Here is a 23,748-nt window from a genome sequence, read left to right on the forward strand (position 1 = left end):
TATTCATTTTAATTATAAATCAACTTTCTAATATGAAATGATAGCTCATTTGAATAGTTATTTTGAGTCTAAAAAAATAAAATCATTTCAACAGAACTTCAAATATCAAATAGAACAACAAATTAGATCTTTTAGAGCTTACAACCTATGTCGTATAAACCAATTCAAAAATCAATCTACGATGTCTTCTTTCTTATACAGACTAGGTAAACTAATTTTAAAACGTACAGCGATTAAACGTACTGTAATAACAACTAAACCAGCAATAACATATAGAATATTTTTATCTTCAAAAAAACGTAATAACAAAAAATAAGTCAATCCACCTAATATACACGCCGTTGCATAGATTTCTTTTCTAAAAACAACAGGGATTTCATTACACAAAATATCTCTCAGCACCCCTCCAAAACAGGCCGTCATTGTACCTAAAGCTATACAGATTAAAGGATGTAAACCTGCAATTATACCTGTTTCCACACCAACCACAGTATACAAAGCAATCCCAATGGTATCAAATAAAAACAATGATTTCCTTAGATAATTAATGCGTTTTTTAAACACTACTGCAAAGGTCGCAGAACCAATAATTACGTAAACAAAAGTCATATTTTTCATCCAAGAAACGGGCTCAATACCAATCATAACATCGCGTAAAGTACCACCTCCAACAGCAGTAACAAAAGCAATAATAAGAACACCAAAGGGATCCATACGCTTGTTCATAGCTACTAATGCACCCGATATGGCAAAAGCGATAGTTCCTAATATATCTGCAAATTGAAAAAACATGTTGTAATGGTATTTATATTTTTATCAGTCGTGCGAAGGTAGGAATCTAATTTAAATTGAAAAATGGTTCTCTGAAATACTTCGACTGCAATCAGCATAAGCGATTCACACAATTTTCATGAAAAATGAAAATTGGTTCTCTCTTACATATTTTGAGTATAATAATTATAATCTTTGATAACTGTAGCTACAAAATCTACAGGTTTTTCTGTTGTGTCTATTGCCATTATCTTTAATAAGCGATGATGTAAGTTCAAAATAATATTATGATTTCCTTTTCTAATGGCCTCATCATACAAATTTTTCACGGTTTGCATGTCTTTATCATTTAACATGGTAACCTGACTATATTTAGGCACATAATCTGCAGGAATATCTTTAATAAGTGTATCTTCAATAGTGAGGTGTTCTTTTTCACTAATAACCGTTGTACCTGCGGCAATGTCTCCTAAACGTTGTCCATTTCCTTTAATTAAAATTGTAAAGGCGGCAACACCTCCTGAGGTAAAAGCCACATCAACAATCCTTAAAATCCACCGTACAAAATAATTAGAAAAACTAGGTTTTGAACCATCTAGTTTTACAACTCTAGTTTTCATAAGCATTTTTCCAATGGTTCTACCATCCATAAACGTTTCGAGTAAAACATAATATAAAAATGCAGGTAAAGAGACCAATAAGTAAATAGCCCATGCATCTCCCATATCCAAATTTAAGGTAGTTAGTAGAAGTATAACACAAATAGTATACAAAAGAATAATGGCACTATCTATAAGGTATCCAAACATTCTATCACCAATACTGGCAACATTTTGATTAATCCCCACATTTTGGGCTGTTTCTATTTGAAATTCATCCATATTTTCTTTTCTTTGGAAGTCTAAAAGGGATTATAATGCGCGAAGCGGCTTTTGTAAAGCAAAATAAAGATAAATGGTTAGAATTTGAAAACATTCTATCAAATAAAACGCAAATAGATCCCGATTTACTTTCTGACCTCTATATTGAAGTCACGGACCACTTAAGCTATGCGAAAACATTTTATGCTCATAGCAATACGGAGCGCTACCTTAATCAATTAGCGTCAAAAGCACATCAACGCATTTATAAAACTAGAAAAGAAGCTAAAAACAGACTCCTTTCTTTTTTTAAAACAGAATTTCCAACCTTATTTTACCAACACCATCGTGAGCTTCTTGTTGCATTTTTAACATTTACGCTTTTTGTAATGGTTGGTGCATTCTCAGCTGCGAGCGAAGATGATTTTGTTAGATCTTTTCTTGGTGATGGTTATGTTAACATGACCATCGATAATATAGAAAAAGGGGATCCAATGGCTGTTTATAAACAACAAGGAGAATTTCATATGTTTCTTGGCATTACACTCAACAATATAAAAGTGGCACTATTTGCCTTTGGTTATGGCATCTTATTAGGAATTGGCACATTATATATTATGATGCAAAATGGCATTATGTTAGGTAGTTTTCAATATTTCTTCTACGAACAAGGCCTACTATGGGAATCAGCGCGTACCATTTGGATTCACGGGACTATTGAAATATCTGTTATTATTATTGCTGGTTGTGCAGGACTTGTTATGGGTAATGGCATGCTGTTTACAGGAACATTACCAAGACTAGAAGCTTTTAAACGTGGAGTTATTAACGGCTTAAAAATTTTAATGAGCACCATACCCTTTTTTATTATAGCAGGCTTTTTAGAAGGCTTTGTGACTAGACATACAGAAATGCCAGATTGGCTCGCCATTATAATTATTGCGAGTTCTTTAGCATTAATTCTATTTTACTACGTAATTTACCCAATTCAATTAAACCGAAAATTAAAACAACATACGGTATTAAAAAATACCATAGAACTAAATATTAACCCAACTAATTAAACATGAATAGATCTTATATTGAATTTAGAAAACAACGTGATTTTAGTAGTATTTTAAGCGATACATTTGGCTTCATCAGAAATGAGTTTAAGCCATTTATAAGAACCCTATTTAATATTGCAGGCCCTGCTATTATTGTGTTTATGTTATCACTTGCAGCCTATAATTATGTGGCTGGTGATTTATTAAATTTTACAAGATTTAATGAGCCTAGTTTAAACTCATCTAATGTCTTTGTCACCATTATTGTTGTAATTGTTTACTTTATTTCTGCCATTGCAGCTTATATTCTTACAGCATCAACAACACTGTTTTATATTAAATCGTATGTAGACCATAAGGGTAGCATTGATCCTTCTGAAATAAAAAGTAATGTCCTTAAATCCTTTTGGTCGTTTTTTGGACTTAGTTTTTTAAAAGGAATCACATTGGTTATCGCTATGGCACTTTGCTTCTTGCCTGTGCTTTATGCCATGATTCCTATGGCTATTGTATTTAGTGTGTATGTTTTTGAACCTAAACGCTCAACTTCAGATGCCTTTAGTCAGAGTTTTACATTAGCAAATGCTGATTTCTGGACGGCCTTTGGTGTCTTTATCGTTTTAGGAATCATTTATTACATTCTTCTTATGGTAATATCAATTCCATCTGTTATCTATGCTTTAGTAAGTACAGGTATTTTTTCTGGAGAAATTGATCCGGCTAATCTAAATAGTTTTTCTGCAGATCCTGTCGTCATAATACTCAATGTATTCAACACGTTCTTTCAATTTTTATTAAATATCATTTTAATGGTTGCTGGAGCGGTTATTTACTTTCATTTACACGAAAAAGTAAACTTTACAGGAACGTATAATCGTATTAGTGAAATAGGAAAATCAGAAGACTAAATGTTAGTATATAGATTGCTCCTTCTTTGTTTTTGTTTTGGGCAACTTTCTGTTGCGCAACAAAGTGAGCAATCCATAAAGTTTGATGATACCACACTAGAAAGACAACAAATTACAGAAGAGGATTTAGAAACCTACAAAGCGGACGATGATTTTAACTATATAGAAGTTCAACCTGAAGAGAATATTTTAGAAAAGATTTATAATTGGTTTCAAAATATTCTTAGAAAGTTTTGGGAAGCCATATTTGGTGTTGGTACAGCCTCTGGCTTTCTATATTTTGTTTTTACCATTCTGCCCTATTTATTATTAGGTTTCTTATTGTTCTTATTAATTCGGTTTTTCTTAAAAGTAAATTCGAATAACCTCATTGCTAAAAGCAGAAAACAAGGTTCTATTTTATTTACAGAAGAAGAACAAATTATAAAGAATGAAGATATTCCGGCTTTAATCCATGAAGCTGTCAATCAAAAAAATTACAGATTAGCCATTCGTTATTATTATTTATTGTCTTTAAAACACCTCACAGAAAGTGAACGTATTTTGTGGCAACCTCAAAAAACAAATGAAGATTATATTAATGAAATTAATAAAGACCTTTTAAAAGCAGATTTTAAAAATATCACTAGGATTTATGATTACGTGTGGTATGGAGAGTTTAATATTGATGCCATTAAGTTTGAAACTTTAAAACGTCCTTTTGAACATTTAAATAATACCATTGCAAAACGTTGAATAAAAAAGGAAAAATATACATCATACTTGTAGCCTTAACCATTTTAGCTATTGTTGTTCTTGAAATGAACAAACCAAAGCCTATTAATTGGTTTCCTTCGTATGCCACACATCATAAAATCCCATTTGGCACTTACGTGTTTAACGACCAATTAAAACGGGTTTCAGATTCAGTTTTAATTATTGATCGCCCACCTTTTGAATATTTAAAAAACAATGACATCAACGGTACTTATCTATTCTACAATGGTGGTATTCAATTTGGTAAAGAAGAACTGAATAGTCTTTTAGATTGGGTTTCAAATGGCAACACACTTATTGTTGCTGCTGTAGATTTTGAAGAAAGATTACTAGACACTTTAAATCTTAACACAAGGTCTGTTAATACGTTTGATAATTTCAATAACGAATACCAAGTTAAACTCGTAAATCCAGCAATAGCCAATACACAAACGTATAAATATGATCGCTCTACAACCTTCTTTCATTTTAATAAAATTGATACCTTAAAAACATCAGTCATTGGTCTTATTGATACGTATAGAGGCCAAAATAAGCCTATGGAGGACACTCTAATTAGCAGTATTAAACAACCCTTTGGAGATGGTGAAATCATACTTAGTACATTTCCTCAAGCATTTACAAACTACTTTATTCTACAGTCCCCTAATCAAGATTACACCGCTGGATTATTATCATACATAGACACTTCTAAACCTGTATACGTGGATACCTATTACAAAACAGGAAAGACATTTTACACCTCACCTATGTATTTATTTTTAAATACGAAATCCTTAAAATGGGCCTATTATTTAATGCTTATTGGTGCTTTAATCTATATTATTTTTGAAGGTAAACGAAAACAACGGGCGATACCCATTGTAAGACCATTAAAAAATCAGACTGTAGATTTCACAAGAACTATCGCTAATATGTATTACGAAAGTGGAAAACATAAAGAGATCTCGCACCATAAAGTGCAACTTTTTTTAGAGTATATTAGAAACACTTTACACCTTTCCACTGCAGAAATAAACGCCAGTTTTATAAACAACTTAGCGGCACGAAGTAATAACACGGTTGATGACACGAAGGCTTTATTTCAACTTATTGAAAATTTGAATCAAAAAAATGACATTAGCCATACCGAATTAGAAAGGTTAAACACCTTAATAGAACAATTTAAATCCCATAATCAATGGAAGAAAACGAAACAGTAAACAACGACTTAAATTTTGATAATCGCATTCAATTAGAAGACTTAAAAAATGCCGTAGAAAGCATTAAAAGCGAATTGCGAAAAGTCATTATCGGACAAGATCATTTTGTGGAATTACTTATCGTAGCGTTATTGGCAGATGGACACGTTTTAATTGAAGGAGTTCCAGGAATTGCGAAAACAGTGACCGCAAAACTCTTTGCCAAAGTTTTAAAAACTGAATTTAGTAGAATTCAATTTACTCCAGATTTAATGCCAAGTGATGTTTTAGGAACGTCTATTCTAAATATGAAGGAGTCAGAATTTGAATTTAAAAAAGGACCAGTTTTCTCAAATATTGTTCTAATAGACGAAATCAATAGAGCACCTGCAAAAACACAAGCGGCTTTATTTGAAACCATGGAGGAGCGTCAAGCTACTATCGACGGTACAACGTATAAGTTTGATAATCCTTTTATGGTTTTAGCCACGCAAAATCCGATAGAACAAGAAGGAACTTATGCTCTACCTGAAGCCCAATTAGATCGTTTTTTATTCAAAATTAAAGTAGATTATCCGTCTTTAGAAGATGAAATTAAAATCATTGCCTCGCATCATGAACGTAAGGGTGAAAAACCACAAACACGGATTAATCCTATTTTAGATGTAGCCTCATTAGAAGATTACAAAAACAAAACACAGTCTGTTCTCGTTGAAGAAAAGATTATAAAATATATCGCAGAAGTGGTTTCAAAAACTAGAAATCATCCGCATTTATATCTTGGTGGTTCGCCAAGAGCATCTATTGCTATTTTAAATACGGCCAAGGCATTTGCTGCCATAAATGGTCGTGATTTTGTGATTCCGGAAGATGTTAAAAAAGCATTAAACCCCGTATTAAATCATCGTATTATTTTAACACCAGAACGCGAAATGGAAGGCATGACTACCGAAAATGTCATTGAAATGATTGTACAGTCGGTTGAAGTGCCGAGATAGTGAATAGTGAATAGTGAATAGTGAATAGTGAATAGTGAATAGTGAATAGTGAATAGTGAATAGTGAATAGTGAATAGTGAATAGTGAATAGTGAAAAACTAAAAATTAAGAGTTATGCAAGCATCTGTTTTACGCAATAAAAGTTACGCCTTTGCATTAAACATAGTGGAGCTCTATAAATCTTTAACTTCTAAAAAAAGAGAATTTATATTATTGAAACAGTTAATGAGAAGTGGAACTTCAATAGGTGCTAACCTTAGAGAAGCTGAATTTGCACAATCTAGTAAGGATTTCATTCATAAAATGAGTATCGCCTTAAAAGAGGCAAATGAAACTGATTACTGGCTATCGATTCTTAAAGACTCAAACTATATATCAGTTCAATCATTTGAAACACTTTACAATGCGAATCAAGAATTAATAAGAATGTAAGTATCCACAATTAAAACCATGAAGAACAAAGCTTAAATAGATTAACTGTTTTACACTTTTAACTTTTAACTATTAGTTTTTAACTAATTATGAATTTTTTAAAATCATTATACATTCACAAGCAGTTGTACATTTATTTGGCAATAGCTTCTGTATGCTTTCTTTTGTCGTATTGGATACCTACGTTATATGCTGTGGCTTGGATAGTAACTATTGTTATAGCTGTGCTTTTATTCGTCGATATATTACTGCTTTATCAACAAAAAAACGCCATACAGGCCAGGCGAATTTTACCAGACAAGTTTTCAAATAGCGATAACAACCCAGTACCAATTACAATCACCAATAACTATGCTTTTAAAACGTATATCGATGTTATAGATGAATTGCCTGTGCAATTTCAAAAACGCGATTTCCTTTATCAAACGAGTCTAAATCCCAATCAAAATCACGACTTCGATTACTTAGTAAGACCAGTAGACCGTGGTGAATATTACTTTGGTCATCTTAATGTATTTGTGTCTTCGGTTCTAAAAATTATAAAACGCAAGTATAAATTTCAAGACCAGCAAATGGTAATGGTTTACCCTTCCATTATTCAAATGCAGAAATACGATTTTCTAGCCATTAGTAATTCACTGACAGAATTTGGTTTAAAAAAGATAAGACGCATTGGTAATACTTCTGAATTTGAGCAAATTAAAGATTATATCGCTGGTGATGATTTTAGAACTGTAAACTGGAAAGCCACAGCAAAACGTGGACAGTTGATGGTAAATCAATATCAAGATGAAAAATCACAGCCTATCTATTCGATTATTGATACTGGCAGAATAATGAAAATGCCATTCAACGGTTTAAAATTATTAGATTATGCTATAAATTCTACTTTAGCATTTAGCAATGTTGCTTTAAAAAAACATGATAAAGTTGGCATGATTTCTTTTTCAAAAAAAATTGAAACCTTCCTACCTGCTATTCAAAAACTCACCTATCTTAACCGTATTCTCGAAGCCTTATACAATGTAGACACCCAATTTAATGATAGTGATTTTGGTTTACTCTACGCGCAATTAAAACGAAAAGTAACACACCGGAGCTTACTTTTATTATATACTAATTTTGAACACATTAGTGCTTTAAAACGTCAGATGCCCTATTTACAAGCCATTTCTAAAAAGCATATGCTTGTTGTTGTTTTGTTCGAAAACACAGAATTAGATACCATCTTAAATGAAAATGCAGAAGATTTACAATCTATCTATCATAAAACCATAGCAGAAAAATTTGCTTTCGAAAAACGTTTAATGGTAAAGGAACTTCAAAAACACGGTATTCAATCTATTTTAACAGCTCCAGAGCACTTAACGATTAATACAATTAATAAGTATTTAGAAATTAAAGCCAGAGGATTATTATAGTGAATAGTGAATAGTGAATAGTGAATAGTGAATAGTGAGTAGTGAGTAGTGAGTAGTGAGTAGTGAGTAGTGAGTAGTGAGTAGTGAGTAGTGAGTAGTGAAAAATTAAATTTAATATTATAAACTATATTTTTTTTATCTAATCGCCTAACTCGTATCTCTTAACTCTTAACTCTTAACTTAATACAACTCATCACATTAAAACTACACTTCAGTAATTACGATTATTTAATAATGGCGTTTTGTTAGATATTTGAATCATCAACAAAAAAGAACAGTAGTTCACACTAACCATTAAAAACAAATAATCATGAAAAATTTAATTTTAACCGTCGCGCTAGTTTTAACTTCTGTAATAGGCTTCTCACAAGAAGAGAACAAAGGGATTATAATCACAGTAACCATAGATAATGTAAAAAACGATAACGGAAAAGTCTTAACCTCTTTACACAATTCAGAAACTTTTATGAAAGGGAAAGGTCTTCAGAATGCAGCAACAGAAATAAAAGATGGAAAAGTAACAATTATCTTTAAAAACGTTCTACCTGGAGAGTATGCCATAATGACAATGCACGATGCAAATGACAATAAACGTATGGACTTCCAAGACAACGGAATGCCATTAGAATCTTACGGCATCTCTAATAACGTAATGTCATTTGGACCACCGAATTATGATGAAGCTAAATTTAAAGTTGACGATAAAGATTTAGAATTGAGTATTCGTTTCTAAAATAAAATGCACATTAACCTAAACAAAAAAAGACTGCCAATCAGCAGTCTTCTTTTTATTAAAATATAGGTTAGAAATTAAACGGTTTCACCCAACCATGCTTTCATCATCCAAACCGTTTTTTCTTGTTCGGTAATAAAATCACTCATCATAGAATTGGTTCCTTCATCATTAGCATCACCTGCTGCTTCTAAAATAGATCGCTCCATTTTTAATAATTCTGAAAGTGAATCTACAATTAATTGCACTGCTTTTTCATCCTTAGAAATATTTTTACCAACAGGTACTTTTGCGGCTTTTGTATAATCTTCAAAAGTGTGAAGTGGTGTTTCACCTAAGGTTAAAATACGTTCTGCTATTTCATCTACTTTTAAGTTCGCATCTGTGTATAATTCTTCAAACTTCACATGAAGATTAAAAAAGGCATGTCCTTTTATATTCCAATGGATACCTCTTAAATTTTGGTAATACAATTGAAAATTCGCTAATAATTGATTTAAATCATCTGCTAATCCTTTTGTTTTTACGGTATCTAAACCGATGCTATTTAGTTTCATAATTGTTGTTTTTTGTATATTCAAATTTACGACACAATTAGACTTTTTTAGCATAGTTTTTATGAATAGTTTTTATACTTTTATAGCCTAAATTAATAGTTATGACAATTACACAACTAAAATACGCTTTAGCTATAGCAGAACATAAAAATTTTACTAAAGCAGCTGAAAAATGCTTTGTAACACAACCGACTTTAAGTACACAAATTCAGAAATTAGAAGATGAACTAGATGTTATCATCTTTGATAGAAGTAAAAAACCAATTGAATTAACAGACGTTGGACGAAAAATTGTCTATCAAGCCCGAAATATAGTCAATGAAGCCGATCGTATTCAAGACATAGTCGATCAACAAAAAGGATTCATAGGAGGTGAGTTTCGATTAGGAATTATTCCAACCGTAATGCCTACACTTCTTCCGATGTTTTTAAAGAGTTTTATTAAAAAATATCCTAAAGTCAAATTAAAGATAGAAGAGTTAACCACAGAGGAAATTTTAACACGACTAAGCGACGGCCATTTAGATGCCGCTATTGCTGCCACTCCTTTAGAAAGTGACAATATAAAAGAACGTGTGCTATATTATGAACCATTTGTAGCTTACATCCCTGAAAACCATAGACTAAAAGACAAAAAAATTATTGAAGTTTCTGATTTAGGCATAAATGATATGTTGCTTTTAGAAGATGGACATTGTTTTAGAGATGGAGTTATAAATCTTTGTAAAACGTTTAAGGATCAAATAGATGAAAATTTCCAACTAGAAAGTGGTAGTATTGAAACACTTATAAAACTATCTAATGAAGGTATGGGTATGACATTACTGCCATATTTACACACCTTAGATATTAAAGACAAATTAAGTCCTAATTTAAGATATTTTAAAGAACCATCACCAGCTCGTGAAGTGAGTATTATTTACCATAAAAGCGAATTAAAAATGCAAATTATAGATGCTATGCATACCGTGATATCTGGGATTATTCGTGGTGCTATAGCATTTCAGAATGTTGAAATTATTAGTCCAAAAGCCAAATAAACACAACACGGATATAGTAATTTCACAACGTGATTAATTACAAAACAAGCGTCCTGATCATTCTCAGGACGCTTGTTTTATATTATGCTTTTAAATAAATTAAGCATTGATTTAAATCTGGGTTTTGATTGATAAGGGACTGAATAAATATTCTTAATTCTTCAAGTTCGTGAGGCAGTAAACGTCTTACTGCTTTTTGCACTTCCTTACAGAATAATGTCGCATCAAAACTCACTTTGCTGAGTACAGTTTTAGTGTACTCGTACATTGCTCGCGCCATAGGTGATTTTAAGTTTTTAGGTTAACAAAAAGTAGTTTTTTATCTATACGCTAATGTTTTAATTCTGACTTAAAGATAGCAAATTTTAATAATGAAATTCACTTTCAAGAAAAGTTTAACAGCTTGTTATGTTAAAAGTTTGAAATTACGCGATAAAGGCTTCACAATCTAAAGAATAATTCCGATATCGCAATAACCTAAATATCATGACATTATAAAAATCAAACTCTTAAAACCGATTATCACCATCTAATAAATCGCCTAAGCCTCCAAGAATACTACCTTCCCCTTTAGATTTTCCTCCTCTAGGAACAGAGGCTAACACTCTGCCTGCAAGTCGACTAAACGGTAACGATTGTATATAAACTTTTCCTGGGCCTTGTAACTTAGCAAAGAATAAACCTTCCCCTCCAAAAATGGAATTTTTAATCCCTCCAATAAATTCTATATCATAATCTATACCTTGTGTAAATCCTATAATACAACCTGTATCTACTCTTAAGGTTTCCCCTGCCGCTAGGGTTTTAACGGCTGTGGTTCCTCCTGCATGCACAAATGCCATACCATCACCTTCTAACTTCTGCATAATAAAGCCTTCGCCTCCAAAAAGACCTCGACCTAATTTTTTAGAAAACTCAATACCAACACTCACGCCTTTTGCGGCGCAAAGAAAGGCATCCTTTTGACATATAAACTTCCCTCCATATTCTGTTAAGTCTATTGGAATAATTTTTCCTGGATACGGAGATGCAAAAGACACGTTACGCTTTCCTGTTAAATCGTTATAAAAAGCCGTCATAAATAAACTTTCACCTGTAAGAATTCGTTTTCCGGCACCTAATATTTTACCTAAAAAACTAGAATCGTTTTGAGAACCGTCTCCAAAAATAGTATCCATTTTAATACCATCGTCCATCATCATAAAACTTCCCGATTCTGCAATAACACCTTCTTGTGGATCTAATTCTATTTCTACATATTGCATTTCTTCTCCGTAAATACGATAGTCAATTTCGTGTGCTGTCATAATTTTGTGTTTTGATTTTTTAAGATTGATTCTTTTATAAGTTGTTCAAAATCTAATAATGTTACAGTAAATTTATAGGACCATTATAACAATAGTCACGCGGTGTTAACTATATGATTAGGATTTAACTTTTATTGTCCACTCAAAATTAAAGCTAGAGACTTCTACTCCATCGGCATTGACTCCATTAGAGTGTAACCAAACCGTTTGGCCTTCTCCTGTTTCAATAGCTTTATTTATAGCGTCGTCTATTTTATGCCCTTCATTACAAGTAAATGTAATCCTACCTGTAGCCTTCTTTGTAAATGAAGCATTGTTGGAAGCCACTAACATCGATATCTTTTTACCACTTCCTTTAATTTTTTTCATGACTAATGCTCCGGTTGTTAATTCGGCTGCCATGCCTTGTACAGCCCAAAACATAGAATTAAATGGATTTTGATTTACCCAACGGTGTTTTACAGTAACAACACAAGAGTTATCATTTAATGCTTTAGTTCTTACACCTGTAAAAAAGGCCGCAGGTAGCTTAAACATTAAAAAATTATTCAGTTTAGAGGGTGTAATTTTCATAAATACAGATCTATTTTACCACTAAAATAAGCGAAAATATTAAGCCTAACTAATGTTAAAGAAATGTTAATATTCAGTACTATGCGTAACATAATACCTTTTTAAAGACATATATTTGTATAAGCAACTATTATACACTTCATAAAATGATAAATAACCACCATAAAAACTTAGCGACATTTATACATTTGTCAACGTTTTCACGATTTGTAATTCCTTTTGGAAATTTTATTGGTCCTATAGTCTTATGGGCAGCGAATAAAAACAAATCAGAATTTATAGATCAACACGGTAAGCAGGCTATTAATTTTCAGATTAGTGTTTTACTCTATGCTGTTATTATAGGTACGCTCAGTGTTCCGTTTTTTATATTCAAAATATTTAGAGGTATGGATATATTAGATTTCCATGGCTTTAATAATTTTCATATTAATATAGGAGAGCCTTCTCCTCTACTTTATATCGGAGGTGGTTTAGGAGCCTTAGCAATTGTTGCTTTTATAATCGAATTAGCTCTTATTGTTAAAGCCAGTTTATCAGCAAGAGATGGAAACGCATTTAAATATCCATTAACCATCAACTTTTTAAAGTAAATCAAAAGTATTCATCAATAATCAAATCAATCAAAAAATGAACAGTTTAATCGAATTTAAGAATTACATCCTATGACACGAGCGCAAACAAAACCATCTTATAATAAATTAAGTTTCTTGCGCGAACTGCATGTGACTTTAATAAAAAATAGAAAACACACATGAAAATAGAAAACACAAAAGCACAAATGCGAAAAGGTGTACTAGAATATTGCATTCTATCCGTTTTAAAAGACGAAGATGCTTATGTTGCAGAGATTCTAGGCACACTAAAAGACGCAAAAATGCTCGTTGTAGAAGGAACGATATACCCACTCTTAACACGACTAAAGAATGCAGGATTACTCAATTACCGATGGGAAGAATCGACATCTGGACCTCCAAGAAAATATTACGGACTTACAGAGACAGGACAACTATTTTTAACAGAACTAAATACTACTTGGAACGAATTACAAAACGCAGTTAACCTAGTAACCAACACAAAAACACCAAAGAAATGAATAAAACAGTCAATATAAATTTAGCCGGTATATTCTTCCATATAGACGAAGATGCCTACCTCAAATTATCACGCTATCTTGAGGCTATAAAACGTTCATTTACTGATTCTCAAGGCCGCTCAGAAATCATCGCAGATATTGAAGCTAGAATTGCTGAATTATTTTCAGAACGTATTCAAAACGAAAAACAAGTTGTTGGTGTAAAGTTAGTAGACGAGGTTATTACCATTATGGGACAACCTGAAGACTACTTAGTAGATGACGAAATTTTTGAAGATGAACCAAAACAGCAATACAGGCAAAAATCGGGTTCAACACGACGATTGTTTAGAGATACAGATAACTCGTATGTTGGAGGTGTTTCGGCAGGTTTAGGGCACTATTTTGGAATTGATGCTTTATGGATTCGTCTGCTTTGGGTTATTTTAATATTTGGGGCTGGTACAGGATTTTTACTTTATATTTTACTTTGGGCTTTAATACCTGAAGCCAAAACTACTGCTGAAAAACTCACCATGACTGGTGATGCTGTAAACATCAGTAACATCGAAAAAAAAATTAAAGACAGTATTGATACAGTATCCGAAAACTTAAAAAATGTAGATTTAAAAAAACATGGAGATAAACTAAAAGAAGGTTTTGATCATGTTTCTGATAATATATCTGAAACTGTAAAAAGTGTCGATTTTCAAAAGCAAGGCAATAAGCTAAAATCAAGTTCTCAATCCTTTTTTGAAACCATTGGTTCTATCATTATGTTTTTCTTAAAAGTAATTGCAAAATTCATCGGTATTATTTTAATTATCGTTGGTATTAGTGTCATAATAGGACTCATAATTGCCTTTTTTACGGTTGGAATTACAGACGCCATTCATTTTCCTGGCATGGACTTTATCGAAGCTTCAAATGCTGCAAATATTCCAATATGGCTTATGTCTATGTTGTTGTTTTTCGCTATCGGCATACCTTTCTTCTTTGTGTTTTACTTAGGATTGAAGATTCTCGTTAATAACTTAAAATCGATAGGGAATGTAGCAAAATTCACCTTGTTAGGTCTTTGGATTATGGCCATAATCGGATTAATCATTACAGGAATAAGACAAGCCACAGAGCATGCATATGATGCGACTATTGTGCAAGTAGAAAAACAAATCCATATAACTTCAAGTGATACGCTAAATTTAAGAATGCTAAGTCATAATACGTATAATCAAAATTTTTATAGAAATTATCAAAATTATAAGATCAGTCCATCAAATAATGGAGAGAAAATAATATCTAGTACCGATGTTAGACTCATTATAAAACAAACATCAGATTCTTTAGCTAGTATTAAAATTCATTCACTTGCTAGCGGTAGTAGTTACGATTTAGCTAGAGAACGCGCACAAAACATAAATTATAATTATGAATTAAATAAAAACGAACTGAAAATGGATTCTTATTTTACAACAGAAGGATCTAATAAATTTAGTGATCAACAAATAGAGATTTACATCTATTTACCTGAAGGAACAGTATTTCATACTGACAATTATGTATCGCGCTTTTCAAAATATTACAATGCACCAGATAATTTGTTAACCCGCGAAATGGAAAATCATTTTTATAAAGTTAATATCAATGACATTGAATGTTTAGATTGTGTTGAAGAAATTAAGGAGCAAGATTTTGAAGGGGTCATAGAAGATGCTGTTGAAGACATTATTGAGCAAGAAGTGGGAACTCTAAAAGACGCAGCAACTAAATCAAAAACATCTGAAGTTAACATAAAAATTAATGATGAAAACGGAGTCAGTATTGAAGTTAATGACAATTGATACTAGATATACTACAACTCATCACTTTAAACCATGTAGACAAGTTTAATCAACTTAAATTTATATTACAAACCATTCATCAATCAAAAAACCAACAGAAATCATGACCACACTAACCCGAATTATTATCATTAGTATTATTAGTTTAGTAATACTCTCTTGCAACTTCTCTATGAATTTAGGCGAAGGTGTTGACGGCAACGGCAACGTTGTTACGATAGAACGCGACATTTCGTCAGACTTTAACGAAATTAAAGTTAGCCAAGGTATTGACTTATACATCACCCAATCTGATGTTATAGGACTTAGTGTTGAAGCCGATGAAAACCTTCAAGACTTAATTATGACAGATGTAGAAAATAGCATCTTACGCATATACACTACCGAAAACATAAGAAGAGCACGTTCTAAAAAAGTGCGATTAAACATTGAGACGATCTCAGCCATTAAAGCGACAAGCGGAAGTGATGTATATTCTACGAACACCATATCGGTCTCAAATTTAGAACTTAATTGTACAAGTGGAGCCGATATGGAGTTAAATGTCATAACCGATACCCTAAAATGTAAATCTACAAGTGGCAGCGATATTGATGTTAGTGGCACTACCAAAACCTTAATTGCAGAAGCTACAAGTGGTAGTGATATTAATGCGTCTAAATTAAAAGCACAAATATCACACGTAAAAGCCACAAGTGGTGCAGATATTTCTGTAAACACCTCTAAAGAACTCACTGCAAATGCCACAAGTGGTGGAGATATAAGATATTCTGGAAATCCTGAAAAAATAAATACATCTGATAATTCTGCGGGAAGCGTTAAACAAGATTAAAAGTCAGGCCACAAGTCTATTTTTTATTTATTTCAACAATTAAACAACTATAAACCAACCTATTAAAAGCCATCCTAAATTCTAATTAGAGTTTGGGATGGTTTTTGCTTATCTTAGTTTATTAACTTTTAATTGACCAATATTAAAGAGAAATCATTAATATTGACAATCAGAACTCCACATCGAAGTCGATAAACATAAATAGTGACTTATTTTATGGGTTTTGTGTCTCTTAAAGGACAGTAAACATTAGAACATGAAAAAAACAGTACTTATTCTACTTTTAACGATTGCCACTGTACCATTACTACAAGCACAAACGGAAAATAAAATTAAAGGAGACAGAAACGTTACCATAAAACAAACCTATATCGATAATTTTCATTCCATTGTTGTGAATGGAGATTTTTCAATAGAAGTTGTCTATAACAGCAAGCCATCAGTAAATATTGAAGCTGATGAGAATTTACATGAGGTTATTCAATTTAATGTAGTTGATGGTGTACTTACGTTTTCAGAAACCGCGCGTATCACTTCTAAAAAGAAATTAAATATTACTGTAAACTATGGTGATGGTCTTAATAACATTGAAACTAATGGCGATGGCGAAATAAGATCTTTAACCTCTATGGAACTTGAAGACATAACCTTAACCACATCAGATGACTCTAGAGCATATTTAAATATTAATGCTAAAAATTTTATTTATAAAAGTTCAGGGAAGTCTAAAACAAGATTGAATTTAACAGCAACGACTACTAAAATAGAATTAAGTGACAATAGTAAACTAGATGCCTTAATTAATAGTAAAGTTGCCGATTTTGATTTATACCTACGCTCCGATGCTGTTATTGAAGGTACCGCAAATAGCTCAGTAATTAGAATGGATAATTCTACCAACTTTAATGGATCTAAATTTGATGTTAAAACTACAGAGGTTAGCTTAGAAGATAATAGTGACTTAACTATTTCAGCTACCGAACAGATTACTATTGCAGCTTCAGGTAATAGTGAAGTTTATCTATTTGGTAGTCCTAACATAACAATTACTAAATTTGAAGACACCGCTAAACTACAGAAGAAAAAACGCTAGTTAAGAACTACGGTTCTAAAATTTTAAGAGAAAAGTGAATCTCAATTTTGGGTGATACTTTAACCATACCCAACATTTTTGTTGGAGGAGTTAAACTAAAATCACTAATATCTAAAGGCATTACTCCGCTGACATGTAAATCATCTCTATTTGTAATAGCGATTGGAATCTTATAACTCCTTACAATATTACTTATGGTAATCTCAATAGTTGCCGTAACAACATCATCATCAGGCTTCACTCTAGAAATTTCCTTTAGTTTAAGTACAATTTCGGGAAACTCTTCTGTATTCAGTAATTTATTAAAGTCTTTATTAATCGCCTTGCCTCCACAATTAAATTCGATATTAGGAAGTGTTAATTTAGTATTATCAAACTGAATGGCATGATCTAAATCTTGATATCTAATATTTATGGCTTCTGAAAGTGTTGTCATATCAAAATGACATTCAAAGGTACTCACATTCGTTTTGCCTTTAATTTTCAAATAACTATCTGAAGATAAAAACACCGTAGACTCTTTAGCTGCAGAGCCTTCTGATTTTAGATCGGTACTCACAGATCCTAAAAAACATAATGTTATGAATAATAATAATATCTTAACCATAATAAAATAAAAATAAGGCCTTTATCTCAATTGACAAAGGCCTTTTTTGAACTAACTTTTTAGAAACTAATTACAGCCTCTAGTATAAGGCCATCAAACTGACCATCTTCAAGAACATCTCCTGTTGGATAATCCTTATATTTTTGTGTTACATATTCTGCTTTCATCAATACATTTTTGGTTAGAAACCAACCTGCACCTAACTGAAATCTATTGATATCAACATCGTATACATTATAATCATTATTAGTATCAAAATTAAATAATTCAGCACTTACAGTATTATAACGAGCACCAATGTATATATTTTCTTTTTCTCCAAATCTATAAATAACTTCACCAGCATACTGAGTTGTATTTCTTCTATCAGGTTCTACAAAAGATCGGCCAGAAGACAATTCAACAGTACCAAATACTTCCAATCCACCATACTTTACAAATGGGTTAATCATCACTGCAGTAATTTGATTTTTAAATCCAGGATCAAAACGGCCAGATCTAAAGTTATCGCTAGTTGCAGAAGCATCTTGCATAATATTGTAATATCTAGAACCTGCTCTATCCGCAGAATATAAATATACATTTGGAGCATAACCCGTATTATATAAAGATCCTGTTAATCTGAATCTAAAATCATCGTTGATTTGCTTATCGAAACCTAATTTTGCTAAAAATGCTGCACCACCTGTTGAACCGTCAGAGATTGTAGTGCTTTGGTTTAATTTACCATTTGTAAATCCTACCATACCAAAAAATCCATTATCAGCTGTATAGTACACTTCTGCACCAACTTCTGTTGTAAATGAATCCATGATTAAATTTCCAACAAATGGATTGTAAATAGCTTGAGCATTATCACTTCTTCTAAAGTGAGCATCACCATAGTTATTTTCCATATGCCCTATTTTAATAGTCGTATGTTTCATAAGGTCTTCCATAAATCCTTCGCTAATGAAATCTAACTTATCTATTTTAAAATACCCACCTTTTACATAAGGTTCGTGGTGGTGTCTAGACGATAAATAGGTTCTTAAGTGCATACTTACACCATCATAAAGTGCTACATCTAAATCTAAATTAGCCGTTGCTAAGTTAAAGTTACTACCGACTTCTGATAAAGGTGTTACACCTGAATTTTCATTGTCTAAAGCTTGATATTGCAGAGCAAAAGAACCTCCGATTCTTACATATAAGTCTTCAAAAGTGGTAATAGTATCTTTTTTAGCTTCAAAAACATTTATACCTCGTTGATCTGGTTGCCTATAGTTATCAAAGTCTCTTTTACTTTTTGTCTGGGCTGATAAAGTATACCCCATTGTTAAGACAATGGCAAAGCTTACGAGTTTTAATAGTGATTTCATAATTTTTAATTTTTAGTTGATCGTTTATATGTGGTTTTTATTATTTTTTGTCGAATACAGATTTGAAGACGATTTTAATGGTATTACCTGTTTTAATTGTTCCTAATAAAGCTTTAGGTGGATCAACGCCAAAGTCTGTCATTTCAAATGATTTTTCTCCACTAAGTAAAACTTTAGTTCCATCAATGTTTAATGTCATATCAAGAGTAATCGTTTTTGTAACACCAGCAATAGTAAGCTTTCCTAGCGTTGAAACTTTAAACGATTGATTCGATAATTTATCAACTTGCTTTACAGATGTAAGCTTAAAATCTATCGTTTTATAATCATCGGTTTTTAACGCTTTATAGGTGTTATTATCCATTGAAGACTTACCACTTTTAAGGCTTTCGGCTTCTACAGAAAAACTAAGGCTACTAATTTCTAAATCTTCTGCATTTGTTATAACGACTTTACCTGATTGTTTTTCTGTTTCTAATGTCCAATCATGTAAAGATGATGTACCATGTACCTCCAATACAGAAGACGAATTATTTAATATGTAATTTTGAGATAATACAGTTTGGAAAGAAAATAGACAACTAAAAAAAACTGTTAGAAAAAATACCGGAAATTTAATTGAATGCTTCATAGTTATGTTTTTATGTTTCGACAAAGATTGACATAAAAAGCCTTTTAAATTATGACAAAAGTCATAACGCAAACATTCTCATAAAAATTAACAATTTTGAAACTTTAAATATTTCAACAAAAAAAAGCCGAAGTATTCAACTTCGGCTTCAACTATAATTAATTATTTTTTTTAATTGTAACTAGACGTCGCAACTTCAAAATCAGAATCTTTAGCAGCTAAATAACGTTCAGCATCTAGTGCTGCCATACAACCTGTTCCGGCTGCTGTAATAGCCTGTCTGTAACGATGATCTGCAGCATCACCACTTACAAATACACCTTCTATATTGGTTTTACTTGTTCCTGGTTCTGCATTAATAATATAACCTGTTTCGTCTAAATCTAAATACGCCTTAAAAATATCTGTATTTGGCTTATGTCCAATTGCAACAAAGAAACCTGTAGCTTCAATATCGTGTTTTTCATTGGTTACGTTATTAACAACTCTAACTCCCGTAACCACTTGCCCATCACCTAATACCTCATCTGTTTCAGTATTAAATAAGATCTCTATGTTTTCAGTATTTTTAACGCGATTAGCCATAATTTTAGAGGCTCTAAATTCATCTCGTCGTACTAACATGGTTACTTTTTTACAAAGTTTAGATAAATAATGAGCTTCTTCACAAGCAGAATCACCTGCTCCAACAATTACAACGTCTTGATTTCTATAAAAGAATCCATCACAAACTGCACAAGCAGAAACTCCACCTCCAAGTTTTAAATACTTTTGCTCAGACGGTAAGTTTAAATATTTTGCTGATGCCCCTGTGGAAATAATAACCGTATCGGCATGAATTTCTTTTTCTTCATTAACCCAAGCTTTATGGACATCACCAGAGAAATCAACTTTAGTAATCCATCCATGTCTTACATCTGTTCCAAAACGTTCAGCTTGCTTTTGCAACTCAATCATCATCTCTGGTCCTGTAATTCCTTCTGGATAACCAGGGAAATTCTCAACTTCATTTGTTGTCGTTAACTGACCTCCAGGCTGTTCTCCTTGATATAAAACAGGAAACATATTCGCTCTAGACGCATAAATTGCAGCTGTGTAACCTGCTGGCCCAGAACCTATAATTAAGCACTTTACTTTTTCAATTGTATCAGACATATCTTGTATTTTATAATTTAATACCCCTATCTTCAAAATATTTAATTCCTTAAATATCAATAGCGATTAGCTAAAACAAAAGTAGGTTTTTTCAATAAATCCTTACATAGAAGTTATTAACAGTACTTATAGTGGTATAAATATTTTAAATCGAAGTTCATTCTGCCTATAATTTCGTAACTTAAAGCTATTTAACAGCAAAACCTTAGATATCATGTCTTATAAAATTATAATTTTAAGCCTTGGACTTGTGTTTATATCTTCTTGTAAAGACCAAACCGCAGAAATAACAGAAGTAGTAGAAATAGAAGAAATTCAAGACACAAATAGCCCAAAACTCAACGGCACATGGAAACTTGTTGGCTTCTATAATTATAAAGACAATGTTGTTGTAGATTCTTTTAAAACAAATCCTGCCTCTAGGCAATTAAAAATGTATACAGATACAAAAGTGATGTGGTGTAAACACAAACCAGCGGATTCTTCTGAATGGTTTGGGTATGGCACCTATAATTACAAAGGCAACACATTAACGGAAGTCTTAGATTTTGGATCTGCAGTTATGAATGAAGTGATTGCAGAAAGGAAAGCTTTTAAATTTGAATTAGATTTGCAAACAAATCATTTTCAACAAATTGAATTAGATGAAGAAGGTAATCGTATTTATTCTGAAAACTATACGCGTGTAGAGTGAAATAATGGTGATACCATTGAATTGCTTTTCCCAAAAAAAACAGTCTCAGAAGTATAAATTCCAAGACTGTTTTTTATTTAATAAACGCACTGAATGGCGTTGTTTACTTTTTTATAACTCCTTTTAATAACGATAGTACAAAAAGCACTATAAAAATAAAGAAGATAATTTTAGCGATTCCTGCGGCAGCTCCTGCAATGCCTCCGAACCCGAGTATCGCTGCTATGATTGCTATTATAACGAATGTGATTGTCCAACGTAACATAATTTATGGTTTTAGTTAATTAAGTTAGAATCTCTAACCTTCATTACAAAGATGATATATAATTAGGAAAGACGTTTGCTCATACGCTATTGATATTAACGGAATTAGCATCACTTAATCTGTAAAATGAAAAAGCGAATTTTCAAGATGAAAATCCGCTTTTTCTTGATGTAAAACAAAATACTCCTCTAAACACAAAAGCGCATCCTATAATAGCAGGACACGCTTTTGTAAAATGATTTGAATCTCATATTTATTTTAAACTTTCTAAGGATTTGACCTCAAATAAATCAGTTTCAATTTGACTTTTCTGAGTTAATAAAATCGATTTAGTACTCTCAGGCAAAGCTGTTTCTTGCAAAACATCTTTATACGCTTCAACTGACGCTTTTTCTCCTCTAATGGCTTCTTCTAACATTGATTCTGCATTGTCTGCGGAGAACAACGCTTTTACATCCATCCAAGTTCTATGTGCCACTCCTGTAAAACTTCCGCCTTTATCAACGTCTTGGCCATAAGCTTTAATTTCGGTTTTAAGGTCATGTCCAAAAGCTTTTCGTTCTTGCGCTTTACGACCGAAAAATGTTTTTAAACCTAAATGTTCTGTATTTTCTGCTGCTTTATGATAGCCTTTTTCGGCATCATAATTTTTTTCGAGTAAATTATTCAGTTTACTACCTATTTTTTCTGTGTATGTTTCCATGATATTATGTATTAAAAATTAAAGGTAATTTTCACTAATCGATGTCTACCTTATAACATCTTGAGTGTCTTTATGAACACTAACTTTCACACTTTAAAAATACGCGTCTTACACCCCTTAGATTAGTCCAATTACTGAAGAGATTAACTCAAACACATACTGAAGTAAAAGCTGTTATTTTTTATGCTTTTCAAAAATTTCATCAAAAAAATAGCGCTTAAGTTTTTATAGATTGCAAATCCTTGCCCCAACACCTAATAGCGATAACTTTATATAAAACCATTTAAAACGGTTATCTATGCGATTCCATATAGGCATTATATTTAGTAGCCAAATCTTGTTTTTGTTTATCCGTTAAAACCTTTCCAGATAACTGAAAGAAGGTATGTTCTTCATCCTCTAAATGATGTTCTACTTTATGCTTTAAATCTTTTGCTATTTTTAACCAAGCCGACGAATCCATTTCCGTGTTTTCTAAGGTTTCTATAAGTTCATCAATCTCGTGATGTTCGGCGATACCATGCCTAGCGTGTTCTTGCATCATATCTGATGGAATTAATGGTTTATAAAAGTGTCGCTCTTCAGCATTAGCATGACGTTCTAATTCTTTTGTGAGTTCCTTAAACAAATCACTTCTTGTTTTAGTGTCACCAGAGGTATCCACTAACTTATCTAAAAGGTTGCGTTGAATGTCGTGATCTTTTCGTATGGCTTCAAAAATATTCATAAGGTTTGTTTTGGTTAATCTATATGTTCATTATTAAAAATAAAAACACTTTAATGTTTTGTTTTTCTCTATCCAATTAAAGCTTAAATGGAATCATCATAAAAGAGATAGGCGACACAACCAATGGTCTTTGAACCAATAAGGAAGGAATAGGTATACTACTGCATTGTATCATCTACGA

At 32.0% G+C, this 23,748-nt stretch carries 28 protein-coding genes; 15 read left to right on the forward strand and 13 right to left on the reverse strand.

The window, feature by feature from the left end:
* Positions 1 to 171: 171 nt before the first annotated feature.
* Positions 172 to 792 carry a trimeric intracellular cation channel family protein gene (locus tag ACXGSQ_RS15980; RefSeq protein ID WP_458627147.1) on the reverse strand — a complete coding sequence of 207 codons (621 nt, stop codon included), beginning with the start codon at positions 790 to 792 and terminating at the stop codon, positions 172 to 174.
* 143 nt (positions 793 to 935) lie between these two features.
* Positions 936 to 1,652: an RDD family protein gene (locus ACXGSQ_RS15985; protein WP_458627148.1), complete on the reverse strand. Its 717-nt coding sequence runs from the start codon at positions 1,650 to 1,652 to the stop codon at positions 936 to 938.
* 35 nt (positions 1,653 to 1,687) lie between these two features.
* Here ACXGSQ_RS15985 and ACXGSQ_RS15990 point away from each other — a divergent pair, with 35 nt between their 5' ends.
* From ACXGSQ_RS15990 to ACXGSQ_RS16025, 8 genes are all read left to right on the forward strand, one after another.
* Positions 1,688 to 2,695, forward strand: a complete 1,008-nt coding sequence (locus ACXGSQ_RS15990) for a stage II sporulation protein M (protein WP_458627149.1) — start codon at positions 1,688 to 1,690, stop codon at positions 2,693 to 2,695.
* A 2-nt stretch (positions 2,696 to 2,697) separates the two neighbouring features.
* Entirely contained in the window at positions 2,698 to 3,585 is an 888-nt protein-coding gene (locus ACXGSQ_RS15995; RefSeq protein WP_458627150.1) for a hypothetical protein, read from the forward strand.
* Positions 3,586 to 4,320, forward strand: a complete 735-nt coding sequence (locus tag ACXGSQ_RS16000; protein WP_458627151.1) for a DUF4129 domain-containing protein — start codon at positions 3,586 to 3,588, stop codon at positions 4,318 to 4,320.
* Positions 4,317 to 5,543 carry a DUF4350 domain-containing protein gene (locus ACXGSQ_RS16005; RefSeq protein WP_458627152.1) on the forward strand — a complete coding sequence of 409 codons (1,227 nt, stop codon included), beginning with the start codon at positions 4,317 to 4,319 and terminating at the stop codon, positions 5,541 to 5,543. The genes ACXGSQ_RS16000 and ACXGSQ_RS16005 overlap by 4 nt, the downstream gene beginning before the upstream one ends.
* Entirely contained in the window at positions 5,522 to 6,520 is a 999-nt protein-coding gene (locus ACXGSQ_RS16010) for an AAA family ATPase (RefSeq protein ID WP_458627153.1), read from the forward strand. Before ACXGSQ_RS16005 ends, ACXGSQ_RS16010 begins: the two co-directional genes overlap by 22 nt.
* 114 nt (positions 6,521 to 6,634) lie before the next feature.
* Entirely contained in the window at positions 6,635 to 6,952 is a 318-nt protein-coding gene (locus tag ACXGSQ_RS16015; RefSeq protein WP_458627154.1) for a four helix bundle protein, read from the forward strand.
* 89 nt (positions 6,953 to 7,041) lie between these two features.
* Entirely contained in the window at positions 7,042 to 8,373 is a 1,332-nt protein-coding gene (locus tag ACXGSQ_RS16020; protein ID WP_458627155.1) for a DUF58 domain-containing protein, read from the forward strand.
* Between the two features lie 310 nt (positions 8,374 to 8,683).
* Entirely contained in the window at positions 8,684 to 9,106 is a 423-nt protein-coding gene (locus ACXGSQ_RS16025; RefSeq protein ID WP_458627156.1) for a DUF2141 domain-containing protein, read from the forward strand.
* A gap of 77 nt (positions 9,107 to 9,183) precedes the next feature.
* On the opposite strand, the gene ACXGSQ_RS16030 is transcribed toward ACXGSQ_RS16025, so the two are convergent.
* On the reverse strand, positions 9,184 to 9,663 hold the full coding sequence (locus tag ACXGSQ_RS16030; protein WP_458627157.1) for a Dps family protein: 480 nt from the start codon (positions 9,661 to 9,663) through the stop codon (positions 9,184 to 9,186).
* A 101-nt stretch (positions 9,664 to 9,764) separates the two neighbouring features.
* Between ACXGSQ_RS16030 and ACXGSQ_RS16035 the strand changes: the two genes are divergently transcribed.
* Complete coding sequence (locus tag ACXGSQ_RS16035; RefSeq protein WP_458627158.1) at positions 9,765 to 10,703, forward strand: LysR substrate-binding domain-containing protein; 939 nt, start codon at positions 9,765 to 9,767, stop codon at positions 10,701 to 10,703.
* A gap of 82 nt (positions 10,704 to 10,785) precedes the next feature.
* Here ACXGSQ_RS16035 and ACXGSQ_RS16040 read toward each other — a convergent pair whose 3' ends face one another.
* The 3 genes from ACXGSQ_RS16040 to ACXGSQ_RS16050 form a co-directional block, all read right to left on the reverse strand.
* The gene (locus ACXGSQ_RS16040) at positions 10,786 to 10,983 is read right to left on the reverse strand and encodes a hypothetical protein (protein ID WP_020896136.1); all 198 of its coding nucleotides are present in this window, start codon (positions 10,981 to 10,983) and stop codon (positions 10,786 to 10,788) included.
* Positions 10,984 to 11,212: 229 nt separating this feature from the next.
* The gene (locus ACXGSQ_RS16045; protein WP_458627159.1) at positions 11,213 to 12,010 is read right to left on the reverse strand and encodes a TIGR00266 family protein; all 798 of its coding nucleotides are present in this window, start codon (positions 12,008 to 12,010) and stop codon (positions 11,213 to 11,215) included.
* A gap of 117 nt (positions 12,011 to 12,127) precedes the next feature.
* Entirely contained in the window at positions 12,128 to 12,583 is a 456-nt protein-coding gene (locus ACXGSQ_RS16050; RefSeq protein WP_458627160.1) for a DUF4442 domain-containing protein, read from the reverse strand.
* 146 nt (positions 12,584 to 12,729) lie between these two features.
* On the opposite strand from ACXGSQ_RS16050, the gene ACXGSQ_RS16055 reads away from it, so the two are divergent.
* The 5 genes from ACXGSQ_RS16055 (at position 12,730) to ACXGSQ_RS16075 (ending at position 17,424) form a co-directional block, all read left to right on the forward strand.
* A complete protein-coding gene (locus ACXGSQ_RS16055) occupies positions 12,730 to 13,176 on the forward strand; it encodes a DUF4870 domain-containing protein (protein WP_458627161.1) in 447 nt (148 codons plus the stop codon).
* Positions 13,177 to 13,337: 161 nt separating this feature from the next.
* Entirely contained in the window at positions 13,338 to 13,679 is a 342-nt protein-coding gene (locus tag ACXGSQ_RS16060; protein ID WP_458627162.1) for a PadR family transcriptional regulator, read from the forward strand.
* Complete coding sequence (locus ACXGSQ_RS16065) at positions 13,676 to 15,499, forward strand: PspC domain-containing protein (RefSeq protein WP_458627163.1); 1,824 nt, start codon at positions 13,676 to 13,678, stop codon at positions 15,497 to 15,499. The genes ACXGSQ_RS16060 and ACXGSQ_RS16065 overlap by 4 nt, the downstream gene beginning before the upstream one ends.
* A 103-nt stretch (positions 15,500 to 15,602) precedes the next feature.
* On the forward strand, positions 15,603 to 16,331 hold the full coding sequence (locus ACXGSQ_RS16070) for a head GIN domain-containing protein (RefSeq protein ID WP_458627164.1): 729 nt from the start codon (positions 15,603 to 15,605) through the stop codon (positions 16,329 to 16,331).
* A gap of 256 nt (positions 16,332 to 16,587) precedes the next feature.
* Positions 16,588 to 17,424: a GIN domain-containing protein gene (locus ACXGSQ_RS16075; protein ID WP_458627165.1), complete on the forward strand. Its 837-nt coding sequence runs from the start codon at positions 16,588 to 16,590 to the stop codon at positions 17,422 to 17,424.
* A 7-nt stretch (positions 17,425 to 17,431) separates the two neighbouring features.
* Here ACXGSQ_RS16075 and ACXGSQ_RS16080 read toward each other — a convergent pair whose 3' ends face one another.
* From ACXGSQ_RS16080 to trxB, 4 genes are all read right to left on the reverse strand, one after another.
* Positions 17,432 to 18,031, reverse strand: coding sequence for a YceI family protein (locus ACXGSQ_RS16080; protein ID WP_458627166.1), 600 nt, complete (start codon positions 18,029 to 18,031; stop codon positions 17,432 to 17,434).
* Positions 18,032 to 18,090: 59 nt separating this feature from the next.
* Positions 18,091 to 19,392 (reverse strand): hypothetical protein, encoded by a 1,302-nt coding sequence (locus tag ACXGSQ_RS16085; RefSeq protein ID WP_458627167.1) that lies wholly within the window; start codon positions 19,390 to 19,392, stop codon positions 18,091 to 18,093.
* A gap of 40 nt (positions 19,393 to 19,432) precedes the next feature.
* A complete protein-coding gene (locus ACXGSQ_RS16090) occupies positions 19,433 to 20,023 on the reverse strand; it encodes a YceI family protein (RefSeq protein WP_458627168.1) in 591 nt (196 codons plus the stop codon).
* 171 nt (positions 20,024 to 20,194) lie between these two features.
* On the reverse strand, positions 20,195 to 21,178 hold the full coding sequence (trxB, locus tag ACXGSQ_RS16095) for a thioredoxin-disulfide reductase (RefSeq protein WP_458627169.1): 984 nt from the start codon (positions 21,176 to 21,178) through the stop codon (positions 20,195 to 20,197).
* Positions 21,179 to 21,392: 214 nt separating this feature from the next.
* On the opposite strand from trxB, the gene ACXGSQ_RS16100 reads away from it, so the two are divergent.
* Complete coding sequence (locus ACXGSQ_RS16100; protein WP_458627170.1) at positions 21,393 to 21,872, forward strand: hypothetical protein; 480 nt, start codon at positions 21,393 to 21,395, stop codon at positions 21,870 to 21,872.
* A gap of 103 nt (positions 21,873 to 21,975) precedes the next feature.
* Here ACXGSQ_RS16100 and ACXGSQ_RS16105 read toward each other — a convergent pair whose 3' ends face one another.
* From ACXGSQ_RS16105 to ACXGSQ_RS16115, 3 genes are all read right to left on the reverse strand, one after another.
* Positions 21,976 to 22,137 (reverse strand): DUF1328 family protein, encoded by a 162-nt coding sequence (locus tag ACXGSQ_RS16105; RefSeq protein ID WP_047547597.1) that lies wholly within the window; start codon positions 22,135 to 22,137, stop codon positions 21,976 to 21,978.
* A gap of 253 nt (positions 22,138 to 22,390) precedes the next feature.
* Entirely contained in the window at positions 22,391 to 22,840 is a 450-nt protein-coding gene (locus ACXGSQ_RS16110; protein WP_458627171.1) for a ferritin-like domain-containing protein, read from the reverse strand.
* 292 nt (positions 22,841 to 23,132) lie between these two features.
* Positions 23,133 to 23,567: a hemerythrin domain-containing protein gene (locus ACXGSQ_RS16115; RefSeq protein ID WP_458627172.1), complete on the reverse strand. Its 435-nt coding sequence runs from the start codon at positions 23,565 to 23,567 to the stop codon at positions 23,133 to 23,135.
* Positions 23,568 to 23,748: the final 181 nt, after the last annotated feature.

It is taken from the genome of Winogradskyella sp. PC D3.3 (genome assembly GCF_054366245.1).